This is a genomic window from Pantoea sp. BJFS-204, from assembly GCF_049310725.1.
GTDB classification, from domain to species: domain Bacteria; phylum Pseudomonadota; class Gammaproteobacteria; order Enterobacterales; family Enterobacteriaceae; genus Pantoea; species Pantoea agglomerans.
The window spans coordinates 393265-407617 of the sequence record NZ_JBMOWE010000001.1; the positions used below are offsets into that span (position 1 = coordinate 393265).

The 14353-nt window shown below is 56.4% G+C and carries 12 protein-coding genes and 1 tRNA gene; 4 read left to right on the forward strand and 9 right to left on the reverse strand.

Going from position 1 to position 14353, the window contains the following annotated elements:
• Window positions 1–399: 399 nt before the first annotated feature.
• From ACO6VX_RS01745 to ACO6VX_RS01755, 3 genes are all read right to left on the reverse strand, one after another.
• Window positions 400–476, reverse strand: a tRNA-Pro gene (locus tag ACO6VX_RS01745).
• 73 nt (window positions 477–549) lie between these two features.
• Entirely contained in the window at window positions 550–2304 is a 1755-nt protein-coding gene (gene yejM, locus ACO6VX_RS01750; RefSeq protein WP_022625056.1) for an LPS biosynthesis-modulating metalloenzyme YejM, read from the reverse strand.
• Between the two features lie 22 nt (window positions 2305–2326).
• Entirely contained in the window at window positions 2327–2554 is a 228-nt protein-coding gene (locus ACO6VX_RS01755) for a YejL family protein (RefSeq protein WP_010248348.1), read from the reverse strand.
• Window positions 2555–2712: 158 nt separating this feature from the next.
• Here ACO6VX_RS01755 and yejK point away from each other — a divergent pair, with 158 nt between their 5' ends.
• Window positions 2713–3717 (forward strand): nucleoid-associated protein YejK, encoded by a 1005-nt coding sequence (gene yejK / locus ACO6VX_RS01760; RefSeq protein WP_422457508.1) that lies wholly within the window; start codon window positions 2713–2715, stop codon window positions 3715–3717.
• Window positions 3718–3835: 118 nt separating this feature from the next.
• Here yejK and rplY read toward each other — a convergent pair whose 3' ends face one another.
• Together rplY and ACO6VX_RS01770 are read right to left on the reverse strand one after the other, a co-directional pair.
• Window positions 3836–4120 (reverse strand): 50S ribosomal protein L25, encoded by a 285-nt coding sequence (gene rplY / locus ACO6VX_RS01765; RefSeq protein ID WP_003854168.1) that lies wholly within the window; start codon window positions 4118–4120, stop codon window positions 3836–3838.
• A 176-nt stretch (window positions 4121–4296) separates the two neighbouring features.
• Entirely contained in the window at window positions 4297–6051 is a 1755-nt protein-coding gene (locus tag ACO6VX_RS01770; RefSeq protein WP_031292692.1) for a DEAD/DEAH box helicase, read from the reverse strand.
• Between the two features lie 155 nt (window positions 6052–6206).
• Here ACO6VX_RS01770 and rsuA point away from each other — a divergent pair, with 155 nt between their 5' ends.
• From rsuA to ACO6VX_RS01785, 3 genes are all read left to right on the forward strand, one after another.
• The gene (gene rsuA, locus ACO6VX_RS01775) at window positions 6207–6926 is read left to right on the forward strand and encodes a 16S rRNA pseudouridine(516) synthase RsuA (RefSeq protein ID WP_010248342.1); all 720 of its coding nucleotides are present in this window, start codon (window positions 6207–6209) and stop codon (window positions 6924–6926) included.
• 49 nt (window positions 6927–6975) lie between these two features.
• On the forward strand, window positions 6976–8172 hold the full coding sequence (locus tag ACO6VX_RS01780) for a Bcr/CflA family multidrug efflux MFS transporter (RefSeq protein WP_010248339.1): 1197 nt from the start codon (window positions 6976–6978) through the stop codon (window positions 8170–8172).
• A 294-nt stretch (window positions 8173–8466) separates the two neighbouring features.
• Window positions 8467–8787 carry a hypothetical protein gene (locus tag ACO6VX_RS01785; RefSeq protein ID WP_010248336.1) on the forward strand — a complete coding sequence of 107 codons (321 nt, stop codon included), beginning with the start codon at window positions 8467–8469 and terminating at the stop codon, window positions 8785–8787.
• Here ACO6VX_RS01785 and yejF read toward each other — a convergent pair.
• The 4 genes from yejF to ACO6VX_RS01805 are packed head-to-tail and all read right to left on the reverse strand — an operon-like array spanning window position 8774 to window position 14312.
• Window positions 8774–10378 carry a microcin C ABC transporter ATP-binding protein YejF gene (yejF, locus tag ACO6VX_RS01790; protein ID WP_163763091.1) on the reverse strand — a complete coding sequence of 535 codons (1605 nt, stop codon included), beginning with the start codon at window positions 10376–10378 and terminating at the stop codon, window positions 8774–8776. The genes ACO6VX_RS01785 and yejF overlap by 14 nt on opposite strands.
• Window positions 10379–11401 carry an ABC transporter permease gene (locus ACO6VX_RS01795; RefSeq protein ID WP_422457512.1) on the reverse strand — a complete coding sequence of 341 codons (1023 nt, stop codon included), beginning with the start codon at window positions 11399–11401 and terminating at the stop codon, window positions 10379–10381. It abuts the gene before it with no gap.
• The gene (locus ACO6VX_RS01800) at window positions 11398–12492 is read right to left on the reverse strand and encodes a microcin C ABC transporter permease YejB (RefSeq protein WP_064690238.1); all 1095 of its coding nucleotides are present in this window, start codon (window positions 12490–12492) and stop codon (window positions 11398–11400) included. Before ACO6VX_RS01800 ends, ACO6VX_RS01795 begins: the two co-directional genes overlap by 4 nt.
• 11 nt (window positions 12493–12503) lie before the next feature.
• On the reverse strand, window positions 12504–14312 hold the full coding sequence (locus ACO6VX_RS01805; RefSeq protein ID WP_422457515.1) for an extracellular solute-binding protein: 1809 nt from the start codon (window positions 14310–14312) through the stop codon (window positions 12504–12506).
• Window positions 14313–14353: the final 41 nt, after the last annotated feature.

Below are 14353 nucleotides of genomic sequence, written 5' to 3' on the forward strand. Positions count from 1 at the left end.
TTTCTGTGACATTTTTGTTTCAGTTTGATGAATAAGCGCAGCCGGTAGCCGATTTTGTGAAGCAGATCAGATTATAATGTAACTGTTAACCTGCTGATTGTAAGAGGAATGTTAACTGCCACACGGGACTATTCTGAATGTTAAACGGAGAGGTAAGCTGAGATAGAAAGGCCGCGTCAGACGCGGCCCCGTGGGTTACTTCTGGTCTGGCGGGGAAGGTTGCTTATCGCCTGACTCGGGTGCTTCTGTTGGATCGTCTTTTTCAATATATGTCATGAAGTCTCCTCTTGTTACCCACACGCAGTTAAGTATAGAACGGATTGCGGAAGGTGCGAGGAAAGTGAAGGTTTGATGACAGAAACGAAAAAAGCAGCCTTTAAGGCTGCTTTTCAGGGAATTTGGTCGGCACGAGAGGATTTGAACCTCCGACCCCGGACACCCCATGACCGTGCGCTACCAGGCTGCGCTACGTGCCGAACACTGGAGGATTAGTCTACTGGTTATCACCATTAATGCAAGATACCTGCAGACTATTTGCCTGATTATTAATCAGTTAGCGATAAACCGCTTCTCTTCAGTTAATACCTGCAACAGCAGCGCCAGTTCTGGCTTGTGATCTTTCAGGGCGTTGCCCTGCGCATCATAGGCGCGATAGCTGCCGTTATTGTTGAGTACCAGCGTCACCTGCGGCGTGGTAATCACCAGCTTATTCTCTTCGCTGCTGACGACCCAGTCATGGCGACGGCGCGCAGCAAACAGATCTTCACCCTGAGAGTAGTTCACTGGATTGGTCCGCACATGCAGCAGTCGCTGCATCAGCGTCGACATCACATCCTGATGATCAGAAAGGCGATCAACGGTCTGCGCGGGCGTATCAGGCCAGTGAATCACTAACGGCACCTGCAGAGTCTGGCGGTTTCCAGCGCTGTCAGGATTGCCATCCAGTGCCAGTCCACGCTGCGCCGTAATCACCACCACCGTGTTCTTCAGTAAATCACGCGCCTGCAGGCTGCTGAGCACCGCGTGGATCTGCTCATCAACGGCAGGAGCCTGGCGCAGATAGCTGCGCTGACGCGCTTTTGCACTGTCGCCGGTGACGTCCGGGCCGTTCAGGGCAATCCATGAGAACCACGGCGCCTGTGAACCGTTCTGTTTCTCCAGCCAGTTCTGCCATTGCGCCACAGTACTGGCGTTGGGCTGGCTGGTCGTTGCAGGCAGTGAATAATCAGTCAGCAACGCCTGCCGGTAGAGCGGCGGATTAAAGCCTTCCGAGGAGAAGAGGCCAAACTGGTAACCCTGGGTGCTAAGCGCGCCCAGCAGCGCCGACGGCGTTCGGGATGCCAGAATACCGTTCATGTAGCTGGATGAGATCCCATAGAACAGGCCAAACAACCCTTTCTCCGGCGTATCACCCGCGCTGTAGTGCTGGGTAAAACGCACGTTCTCGCTGGCGAACTGATTAAGCTCCGGCAGCGCTTTGGCCAGCGTGGCGTTGTTCAGACCATCGACCGTCAGAACCAGCAGGTTGTTGCGTGTGCCGGCATCACGGAAAGTAATCTCGCTCAGCGGATATTCCACCGCCACTGCTTCCGGGTCGCCCTGCTGAATCAGCCGACGCTGATACTCCTGGGCATCCAGCAGACCATGACGCTCAAGGAAGCGGCGGGCAGTCATCGGGTAGGAGAGCGGCAGGTTGGCACGCTGCATGGTAATCGGGCGATAGAAATTCGCATCGGCCCAGATATACATCAGGTGGCTGGCAAAGAAGGCGCTGATAAACAGGGCGGCGACAGGCTTGCCAAATGAACGGCGATTCAGGCTGCGAAGCTTCTGCCAGCTCCAGGTCGCAAACAGCATCTCAACCAGGAAAATCAGCGGCACGCTGATAAACATCAGCTGCCAGTCGCGCGCCATCTCGCTCTGATCAGGGTTAATGACCAGCTCCCACACCACCGGATTCAGGTGCAGGTGGAAGCGGCTGAACACTGCACTGTCGACCATCACCAGCGTCAGCCCGGCGGTAGCGACCACCGCGGACAACACCCGCATCAGCCGTTGCGACATCACCACAAAAGTCAGCGGGAAGATAATCAGCAGATAGGCGGCAAAAACAACAAAACTGAAGTGGCCAACCCAGCTGGTATAGGCGTAGATACGCCCCGCCAGCGAAGAAGGCCAGTCGGCGACCAACAGGTAGCGACTGCCTAAAATCAGCGCGAATAAGATGTTAAACAGAGCAAACCAGTGACCCCAACTGATCATCTGGGAAACTTTTTCGCGGTAGCGCTGCCGGTTGGTTACCATATTATGAAGTCAAATCAGCCAATTAATGGGCGTTATCGTCACGCACAGACGCCTGAAGGGCATCGGCGAAAGATCGTGCCAGTGAACGACGTTGCGCCGGAGCGACATCGCTGTTAATTAAGTTGGTCACCATATTTCCCAGAACCATCAGGGAGAGATCGGTGGGGGCCTTGTCCTTGTGCAGGATTTGGGCCATTTCCGCGAGGAGTTGTTCCACGCGTTCGTCACTGTAACGGGATGATTGTGCCATATCGTCGTCTAAGCTCATTTCAAAAGGCGATATATTACCGGAACAGCGCACTTTTTACCGCAATTTTATCGAAAGCAGCGCGTTCGCTATACGCATGGAGTTGAAAGCCGATGCTGGCGGTGTTTGAATACGCGCCTGTGCTAAAAGGAGAGTCTACCATGAGTCTGGATATCGACCAGATTGCCCTGCATCAGTTAATTAAACGCGATGAAAACCAGCTTGAACTGGCGCTGCGCGATTCGCTGCTGCCTGCCACCAACACGGTCAACGCGATGGTGGAGGAGTTACACCGGGTTTATAGCGCAAAAAGCAAAGCCTATGGCCTGTTCAATGCAGAGAGTGAACTGGCAGAAGCGCTGCGTAATTGTCGTAAGGGCAACGATGATTTTCTCGCTTTTAGCCGTGCCGCGACCGGTCGTCTGCGCGATGAGCTTGCAAAATACCCCTTCGCTGAAGGCGGCGTGGTGCTGTTTATTCACTACCGCTATCTGGCGGTGGAATACCTGCTGATTGCGGTGCTGAACAGCCATTCCAGCATGCGCGTCAACGAGCAGATGGATATCAGCAGCACCCACTATCTTGACATCAATCATGCCGACATCGTGGCACGCATCGATTTAACCGAGTGGGAAACTAACCCGGAATCGACCCGTTATCTGACTTTCCTGCGTGGCCGCGTCGGACGTAAAGTGGCTGACTTCTTTATGGATTTCCTGGGTGCCGAAGTGGGATTAGACACCAAGGCGCAGAACCGCGGTCTGTTGCAGGCGGTAGATGACTACTGCAACGAATCGGAACTGGATAAGCAGGAGCGGCAGAACTATCGCCAGCAGGTCTACAGCTACTGCAACGAGCAGCTGCAGGCGGGCGAGGAGATTGCGCTGGAAGAGTTGTCGAGCGAACTGCCACCACTGGGTGAAAAAACGTTCCAGGCTTTTACCCAGGAGCAGGGGTATGAACTGGAAGAGAGCTTCCCGGCGGATCGCAGCACTCTGCGCCAGCTGACGAAGTTTGCCGGAAGCGGCGGGGGACTGACCCTGAACTTCGATGCGATGTTGCTGGGCGAACGCATTTTCTGGGATCCGGCAACGGACACCCTGACGATTAAGGGCACACCACCCAATCTGCGCGATCAGCTGCAGCGCCGTACCAGCAGCAAATAAAAAAGCCGGGCTTAGCCCGGCTTTCATTCCCTGCGCGCGGCGATCATTTCACCGGGCAGCGCCAAAAGAAAAGGGCCGGTTTCGCAACCGGCCCTTCTGCTTGCAACGAAGTTCGCGATTAAGCGCGAACGAAGTCGATGTGGAACAGTTTTGGCTTGAACGGGTGACGCTGAACAGCCTGAACTTTCACTTTAGTTTCTTTACCGTCAACTGACAGGGTCAGCACTTCGTCGTAGAAACCTGGCTTAGATTGCAGGTTCATTACGGAGTCGTGATCCAGGTCGATGGCAACAGCCGCTTCAGAACCACCGTAGATGATGGCCGGGAAACGGTTTGCTGTACGCAGGCGGCGGCTCGCACCCTTACCCTGCTCTTTACGTTCTACTGCATTGATAGTGAGCATTAATATATCTCTTTATTTAATTCCTGCTACAGGCGACCCAGTAACAGGCTGGTTATTCAATACCGCTGATGCACATGCAAAAGCGGGCGGCAGTATAGCCGTTATGCCGGGTGGTAGCAAACGATATACCCGCCAGCCGGGCTCGGCATCCGGTTAGCCGGACCCGATAGCGCTCATTAGCGCAGCTCATTGGCACGGCGATAGCGACCCTGATAATCGAACATTTTTTCGCGGATCTGCCAGAACTGACCTTTGGCCCGCGCCACCACAAAGTCGGGATGACGCAGCAGCGGCTGCAGCGCCAGCACGTCAGCGGCGCTCTGCCAGCCTAGCGGCACGCCGGGCGCGCGCTGATGCGGGCGCATAAAGAGCTGTTCAAACGCTTTGCGCTGGGCCGGTGTCTGCAGACGAAACCGTTCGCTGACGCTGGTGCCTTCCTCGTCATAATAGGTCGCCTTGAGCCATTCACCTTTGGCGTCACGGCCCTGTTCCAGCGTCATGCCGCCACAGCGCAGCACCAGCGCATCTTTAAGCTTCAGCGCCGCTTTGAGCATATCGTCAGGATCGACCAGAATTTTGTCGCACTGGTGACAGCGCCGTGCGGCAATATCATTCTCTGCGCCGCAGTCGGGGCAGCTTTTAAAGCGGAAGCGGAAGTCACACTGTTCGCGCTCGCCCTCATCATCTTCCAGCACGCCCTGACAGCGTCGGCCAAAATGTTCGATAACCATGCCATCTTCGGTCGCCTTGCCCCAGAAGGTGTTGGCGAAACCGCAGGCGGGACAAAAAACCTGTACCGGCTGATTGTCGCTGGCCCCTTTGGGCGCGCCGACCTCGGGCGTAAAGAGATCGTGCGGATTACCGGCATAATCGAGAATCAGACAGTCGGTTTTACCGGGCGAGAGCCGCAGGCCGCGTCCGACGATTTGCTGATAGAGGCTGACCGACTCGGTCGGGCGCAGAATCGCAATCAGATCAACGTGCGGAGCATCAAACCCGGTGGTCAGCACCGCCACGTTAACCAGGAATTTCAGCTGCTGCGCCTTAAAGGCCAGAATCAGAGCATCGCGCTCTCTGGCAGGCGTTTCGGCTGACACCAGCGCGCTGTTAGCGGGCAGCAGCCGCAAAATTTCATGCGCATGCTCAACCGTTGAGGCAAAAATCATCACCCCCAGCCGATCTTCAGCGAACTCCACAATCTGACGGATAATATGGGGCGTCACGCGCTGCTGCTGTTTCAGTTCACGATTAAGATCGGCTTCGCTGAACAAGCCGCTGCTTTGTGCCGTCAGGCGGCTGAAGTCATACTGCACCACCGGCATATCCAGTCGCTCCGGCGGCACCAGAAACTGATGTTTGATCATGTAGCGCAGCGGCAGTTCATAGATACAGTCGCGAAACAGCGATTTTTCGTCGCCACGCACCATGCCGTGATAGTGGAACTGATAAATCCAGCCTTTACCCAGCCGGAAAGGCGTGGCGGTCAGGCCCAGTAAACGCAGTTGCGGATTATGCTGACGCAGATGATTAAAGATCTGCTGATACTGACTCTCTTTATCATCACCGATACGGTGGCACTCATCGACAATCACCAGTGAAAAGGCGCTGTCGAACTGGTCGAGGTTACGCGCCACTGACTGCACGCTGCCAAACACCACTTTGCGCTGACTCTCTTTACGCTGAAGTCCGGCGGCAAAGATATCCGCCTCCAGCCCGTAAGCCTGATATTTACTGTGGTTCTGCGCTACCAGCTCTTTGACGTGCGCCAGCACCAGCACCCGGCCACGCGCCAGCCGTGCCAGCTCGGCAATGACCAGGCTCTTTCCGGCACCGGTCGGCAGCACAATGACTGCAGGCTGATGATGACGACGGAAATGCGCCACGGTGGCATTCACCGCATCCTGTTGATAGGGGCGTAAGGTAAAAGACATGATGCTCACTTTTGCAAAACTGGGGGTAATTATGCCATGAAAGTGCGGTAAACGCGCTGTCAGGCTGGCGCGGATCACGTTATACTTCCCGCACATTTTCAACGGTTAACCAGGCCGTTTCAGATTCCCTCCGCAGTAACAGGCAAAACGAATTCATGCGACTCGACAAATTCATCTCTCAGCAACTGGAAATCAGCCGCGCCATCGCCCATCGCGAGATCCGTGGCCAGCGTGTCACCGTTAACGGGGAAATCGTACGCGATACCGCGTTTAAACTGCTGCCCGACCACGAAGTCGTCTATGACGGCAACGTACTGCAGATGCAGACTGGTCCACGCTACTTTATGCTGAACAAACCGCAGGGTTACGTCTGCTCAACCGACGATCCCGATCATCCCACCATCATCTATTTCATTGAAGAACCGATGTCATTCAAACTGCACGCGGCGGGGCGTCTTGATATCGACACCACCGGACTGGTGCTGCTGACAGATGATGGCCAGTGGTCACACCGTATTACCTCGCCACGTCATCACTGCGAGAAAACCTACCGTGTGACCCTGGAATCACCGGTCAGTGACGATACCGCCGCGCAGTTTACGGCGGGCGTGCAGCTGCACAATGAGAAGAGCCTGACTAAACCGGCACAGCTGGAGGTGATCACCCCGACAGACGTCCGGCTGACACTGAGCGAAGGCCGTTATCATCAGGTAAAACGGATGTTTGCGGCAGTAGGCAATCGGGTCCTTGAGCTGCATCGCGAGCGCATCGGTGACATCGTACTGGACGCCGATCTGGAACCGGGCGAATATCGTGCGCTGACAGAAGAAGAGATCGCCAGCATCGGTCTGCCGAAAGAGCTGCAGACAAAATAACCGGACGGGCCCGGCGGCCCGCATTACGACCATAAGGGCAGGAGAGGGTGTGCGTAAGGAAAAGAATTCGCCAACAGGACTGGTAGTCATCCTCGGTCTGTTAGCCATGCTGATGCCGTTGTCGATCGACATGTATCTGCCCGCCATGCCGCAGATTGCACGTGAGTTCGGCGTTTCAGCCGGTAGCGTGCAGATGTCGCTCAACCTCTACATTCTTGGCTTCGCGATTGGGCAGCTGATCTATGGGCCGCTGGCAGACAGCTATGGGCGTAAGCCGGTGATTGCGCTCGGGACCCTGATCTTTGCCTGCGCTGCCGCGGCCTGTGCGCTGTCGCAAACCATCGATCAGCTGATTACGATGCGCTTTCTGCATGGACTGTCGGCTGCCGCAGCCAGTGTGGTGATCAATGCGTTAATGCGTGACAGTTACTCGAAAGAGGACTTCTCCCGCATGATGTCCTTTGTGATGCTGATTACCACCATTGCGCCGCTGCTGGCGCCGATCATCGGCGGCTGGCTGCTGGTGCTCTGGAGCTGGCACGCCATCTTCTGGGCGCTGGCGGGCGCGGCGTTAGTGACGACCGTGCTGGTGACCACGCAGATCCGTGAAACCCTGAAGCCGGAGCAGCGACAGCGGTTTCATCTGCGTACTACGCTGGGCAATTTCGTAACGCTGTTTCGCCACAAGCGCGCGTTCAGTTACATGCTGTCGAGCGGTTTCTCCTTTGCCGGGCTGTTTACCTTTCTCAATGCCGGTCCCTTTGTTTACATCGAACTGAATCACGTTTCACCGCAAAACTTTGGCTACTACTTTGGCCTCAATGTGGTGTTTCTGTTTGTCCTGACGCTGATTAACAGCCGCGCCGTGCGCCGCTTTGGCCCGGTGGCGATGTTCCGGATGGGACTGCTGATACAGTTCTGTATGGGGATCTGGCTGCTGCTGGTCAGCGCCTTCAGCCTCGGCTTTTTGCCGCTGGTGATGGGGATCGCGATGTTTATCGGTTGCGTATCGATGGTCTCATCGAATGCGATGGCGGTGATTCTGGATGAGTTTCCACATATGGCGGGTACGGCATCGTCGCTGGCGGGCACCCTGCGTTTTGGCGTCGGGGCATTTGTTGGCGCACTGCTGTCGCTGGTGAGTTTCAACAGCGCCTGGCCAATGGTCGGCACGATTGCACTGTGCGCGACAATCTCTCTGCTGCTCTTTTTCTACGCTTCACGTCCCCGCACTGCGTCCCGGTAATCGGGCGCAGTGATTTCCCTCTGCAATGACCTGCCGACTTGCACGCCTCCTGACTTTGTTTCGATATTGTGAAAATATTTAGTTAAAAAAGTAATCACAATGCAGCTAAAATGATTGTTAACGGCGTGTGAACGCGGTACATATAGGCTGAAGTGCGATGTGAGTCGCAAAAAATGCGCTTCTGCAATCCACACGGACGGGCCATTAAATCCTGTCCGGACTCAGCGGTTATCAGGCCGCTTCCAGCTGGGCTGCTTTGTGTTGCGACATAAACTCATCCGGGGAGAGTAAACTATGCTGCAACTTTCGATTGTGCATCGTCTGCCACAGCATTTTCGCTGGGCCAGCGATCACCACAGTGCTATCGAATCCGATGACACCACGCTGGACGAGCAGGATTTCGTTGCGCTGCGATTGATCAGCCATGACGGCATTCCGGCGTGGGAGATCCTTCAGCAGCTAAAAGAGGTTCTGGCGGATATTCAGGTCGATTGTAAAGTGGCCGAGTGCGAAGGACAGCCCTGCCTGTTCATTCAGCGTCGTGACGAAAGCGCCACCAACTGCTGCCTGAAAAATCAGGGCGTAGCGATTGCCGAAACCTTTATCGCAGGTTGAGTTGCGCCGACTGCAGCAGCTCGCGGGTATACCCGGCCGCGGGTGAAGCAAACAACCTTTCACACTCTCCCTGTTCCACCACTTCTCCCTGACGCAGCACAATAAGCTGATGGCACAGGGCGCGCACCACATCCAGATCGTGACTGATAAACAGATAGCTGAGCTGCCGCTGCTGCTGTAAGCGGCGCAACAGCGTCAGAATCTGCTTCTGCACCGTGCGATCCAGCGATGAGGTCGGTTCATCCAGCACCAGCAACTCCGGTTCCAGAATCAGTGCCCGCGCAATGGCAATACGCTGTCGCTGACCGCCCGAAAATTCGGCCGGATAACGATGGCGACTTTCCGCTTCAAGCCCCACCTCCGCCATCACCGCGATGACCCGCTGCTCCTGTTGCGCACGGCTAAGTTCGGGCTGATGCACCGCCAGGCCTTCCGCAATGATCTGCTGCACTGTCATACGCGGATTCAGTGAAGAGTTGGGATCCTGGAACACCACCTGAATGCGCTGACGCAGCGGCAATAACTGACGACTTGACAGCTGATGCAGCTGCTGGCCGTCAAACCAGACTTCGCCGCGTGAGGCAATCAGCCGCAGCAGTGCCAGCCCGGTAGTGCTTTTACCTGATCCGGACTCGCCCACCAGCCCCAGACTTTCGCCGCGTCGCAGGCTAAAGCTCAGGCCGGAGAGCACCTGTTTCTCACCACTCTGCCGGCGGAACAGCCCGCGCCGCAGCGGAAAGCTGACCTGAAGATTATCGACCCGAAGAATGACCGGCGCGTCTGCGGGCAGCGGCAGCGCTTTTCCTTCCGGTTCGGCGGCCAGCAACTGCTGGCTGTAAGGGTGTTGCGGCTGATTCAGCAGGACCTGGCAGCGGTTCTGTTCGACGATGTGACCATTGCGCATCACGCTAACGTTATCCGCCAGCTGACGCACGATATTCAGGTTATGGGTGATAAACAGCATGCCCATATTCAGCTCTCGCTGCAGTTCACGAAGCAGCGTCAGGATTTGTGCCTGCACCGTCACATCCAGCGCGGTGGTTGGCTCATCGGCAATCAGCAGCTGAGGCTCGGTCAGCAATGCCATGGCGATCATCACCCGCTGACGTTCTCCACCCGAAAGCTGGTGGGGGAAATCATTGAGCCGGGTGGCGGGCTGCCGTATCCCGACCCGATCAAGCACGCTGAGAATTTCACCGCGTGCCGCCGGACGACGCAACCCGCGATGCAGCGACAGCACTTCATAGAGCTGCTTCTCCACGGTGTGCAGCGGATTAAGCGATACCATCGGCTCCTGAAAAATCATCGCGATCTGGTTGCCGCGAATCCCGCGCAGGCGCTGCTCGCGCGCGCGCAGCAGATCTTCACCGTTAAACAGAATCTCACCGCTGGGATAAACCACCGCAGCCTCATGCAGCAGTCGCATCACCGAGAGTGCCGTGACGCTCTTGCCGGAACCCGACTCGCCCACCAGCGCCAGCGTTTCGCCCGCGTCGATGCGCAGTGAAACGTCATTCACCACCTGGCGAAGCGTCTCGCCCTGACGAAAGGCGACCGAGAGATGATTGATGGCAAGCAATGGCGTGTTCATTCAGGCTCCTTTGCCCGGATCAAAAGCGTCGCGTACCGCTTCGCCAATAAAAATCAGCAGCGAAAGCAGGATCGCTAGGGTGAAAAAGCCCGCCAGGCCTAACCAGGGTGCCTGCAGGTTATTTTTGCCCTGCAGCAGTAACTCGCCCAGCGAGGGCGAACCCAGCGGCAGGCCAAAGCCGAGAAAATCGAGTGAGGTCAGCGTGGTAATCGATCCGCACAGAATAAACGGCAGAAAGGTCAGGGTGGCGACCATGGCATTTGGCAGCATGTGGCGCAGCATAATCCGGCCGTCGCTGACCCCCAGCGCCTGCGCCGCACGGATGTAATCAAAGTTTCGGGTACGCAGAAACTCGGCCCGGACCACGCTGACCAGGCTCATCCAGCCGAAAGCCACGGTGACCAGCAGCAGCCACCAGAAACCCGGCTGGATCACGCTGGAGAGGAGAATCAGCAGAAACAGCGCAGGCATGCCGGACCAGACTTCAATCAGCCGCTGCCCAATCAGGTCAATCCTGCCGCCGAAATAGCCCTGCACCGCGCCGACTACAATCCCGATGACGCTGGAGTAGAGCGTCAGCATCAGTCCGAACAGCAGAGAAATGCGCGTGCCATAGAGCAGGCGTGCCATCACATCGCCGCCGTTAGCATCCGTGCCGAGCCAGTTTTGCGCAGAGGGCGGAGAGGGGAAGGGCACCTCGGTGGCAAAATTGATGGTGCTGTCGCTGAAACGAATCGGTGCCCATATTGCCCAGCCATTCTGCTCAATGCGCTGCCGCAGCCAGGGATCCTGATAATCCGCCGCTGTCGCCAGTGCGCCGCCATAGTCGGTTTCGCTGTAGTCAAACAGCAGCGGCACTGTCCAGCGCTGCTGGTAACGCACCAGCAGTGGCTTGTCATTGGCAATCAGTTCGGCACCCATCGACAGCAGAAAGATGATCAGAAAGATCCACAGCGACCAGTAGCCGCGCCGGTTATGACGAAAGCGCTGCCAGCGCTGTTGGTTCAGCGGAGAGAGCGTCATGAGCGGCTCCCGAAATCGATGCGCGGATCGACCAGCGTATAGGTGAGATCACTGAGAATATTCATCAGTAAACCTATCAGCGTAAAAATATAGAGCGTGCCAAACATCACCGGATAGTCACGATGCAGAGTCGCATCATAGCCGAGCAGTCCAAGCCCGTTGAGCGAGAACATCACCTCGATCAGCACCGAGCTGGTAAAGAACATGCTGATAAAGGTGGCGGGGAAGCTGGCGATCACCAGCAGCATCGCATTGCGAAACACATGGTGATAGAGAATACGGCGCTCCGGCACCCCTTTGGCGCGCGCAGTCACCACATAGAGCTTGCGGATCTCATCCAGAAACGCGTTTTTCGTCAGCATGGTCAGCGTGGCGAAGCCGCCGATCACTGTCGCCAGCACCGGCAGGGCGATATGCCAGAAGTAGTCCAGCACTTTGCCATACCAGGGCAGTGTGTCGTGCTGCGCAGAGGTGAGGCCGCGCAGCGGAAACCAGTCCAGATAGCTACCACCGGCAAACAGCACGATTAACATGATGCCAAACAGAAAAGCCGGGATGGAGTAGCCAATGATAATAAAAGCGCTGCTCCAGACATCGAAAGCGCTGCCATTGCGCACCGCTTTGCGGATCCCCAGCGGGATCGACACCAGGTAGATGATCAGTGTGCTCCATAATCCCAGACTGATCGAAACCGGCAGGCTCTCTTTGATCAGCCCGATCACCGAGGCACTGCGAAACAGGCTGTCGCCAAAATCCAGACGCAGATAATTCCACAGCATCTCGCCGTAACGCTGCCAGAGAGGTTTATCGAAACCGTAACGCTGTTTAATCTCAGCAATCACTTCGGGATCCAGCCCGCGTGCGCCACGATACTGATTATCGGCAGGATTGAGATGACTGACGCTGGCGCGTGAACCGGCGCTGTCTGCGCCACTGCCGGGCAGACCGGTTGTCTGACCAAACTGAATGTTAGCCAGCGCCTGATCGACCGGTCCGCCGGGCGCGATTTGCACGATAAAAAAATTAAGCGTGATGATCGCCCATAACGTCGGGATGATCAGCAGCAATCTGCGCAGAAAGTAAGCGGCCAACGGTGATCTCCTTAGCGTTTGCTGGCCGGCAGGCGTCCGGCTTTGTTTGTGTCATACCACCAGTTTTCCAGTCCGACGCTGTAGGCTGGCTTGCGGGCAGGGTGAGAAAACTTATCCCAGTACGCCAGCCGCTGCTCTGCGTTGTACCACATCGGAATCATATACGCATTCCACAGCAGCACCCGGTCCAGCGCCTGGGCCAGCGGCCGCAGCGCGTTGGGATCGCCCTGATGCGCCACAATCTGTTTCACGAAGTGATCGACTACAGGCTCTTTGACCCGCGCGGTATTCCACGACGAGGCGATGAAGTCAGACTGCCAGAGGATCTGCAGACTGGAGGTCGGGATCGGCATTGCCCCATAGACCGTGGCAATCATGTCATAGTCGCCTTCACGCCAGCGCCGCAGATACTGTGAGTTGTCGATCTGCCGCAGGTTTAGCGTAATACCAAGCCGGGAAAGATTGTGCTGGAACGGTAACGCCCAGTCGGTATTGGTGCCACCGCGCAGCAGGAGTTCTATGGTAAACGGCTGACCGGTTTTATCATTGACCAGACGGTGATTTTTTATCTGCCAGCCCGCCTGTTTCAGCAGGTCGGACGCTTTTAACAGGCTGGCGCGGTCATAGCCGCTGCCGTCGGTTTTGTGTGGCTGATAAGGCTGGCTGAACAGCTCAGGTGGCAGTTGCGCGCGCCAGGGTTCAAGCAGGGCCTGCTGCTGTGCATCCGGCACGCCGCTGGCCGCATACGCCGTGTTCTGGAAATAGCTGCTGGCGCGCTGCCAGGCACCGTAATAGAGCGCCTTGTTCATCCACTCGAAATCGAACATCAGTGACAGCGCCTGACGCACGCGGCGATCCTGGAACAGCGGTTTTTCATTGTTGAATGCCAGCCAGCGGGTATCGATAGCGGCATCGTTAGGCGTGCTCTCTTTAACGATGCTGCCATCGTCAAAATTGCGGCCGCGATACTGGGTAGCCCATTTCTTTGCCGATGTCTCTTCACGCAGATCGTAAGCACCCGCCTTGAAGGCTTCAAATGCCACATTGTCATCCAGATAGTAGTCATAGCGCATTCGATCAAAATTAAAGCGTCCGTGATTGACCGGCAGATCAGCGGCCCAGTAATCTTTTACCCGGCTGAACTCAATAAACTGTCCCAGCTTCCAGCGAGTGATGCGATAGGGTCCGCTCGACAAGGGTGGCTCGCTTAACGGCTCATTAAACTTCTTATCGCGCCAGAACGACTCTGCGATAACCGGCAGCGTCAGTAAGCCAAGCAGCAGATCTTTATCCGGCTTCTGTGCCTCGATGCGCACAGTGAGATCGTTCAGCGCTTTAACGGTCACGCCACGGTAGGCGACGCGAAATTGAGGCACGCCCTCGGTCATGAATTTCTGATAGGTGAACGCCACGTCGCGGGCGGTGATGGGTGTGCCATTCTGAAAACGGGCGCGGGGATTAAGGCGGATCTCAATCCATGTAAAATCGCTGGCGTAGCGCGCTGACTCGGCAATCAGCGGATAATAACTGCCAGGTTCATCGTCTGAGCTGGTGTAAAGCCCATCATAAAGCGTGCCGGTGTTAATGCCCGGATTACCGCGAGAAGCGTAGCGGTTGAAGTTGTCGTAAGTGCCCACTACCGCCATGGTGATGCTGCCGCCTTTGGGTGCGCGGGGATCGGCGTAGTCGTAATGGCTGAAGCCGGGCGGATATTTCGCTTCACCGGCCTGGGTGAACGCGTAGCTTTGCTGGACAGAGGCCGCCAGCAGCGGGGCGCTGAGCAGGCCGCACAGCAGCAGAAGTCCGGAACGAAACAGCATGCACTCTCCTGTCAGATGTCTGGCGCGATTGGGCCAGGTAG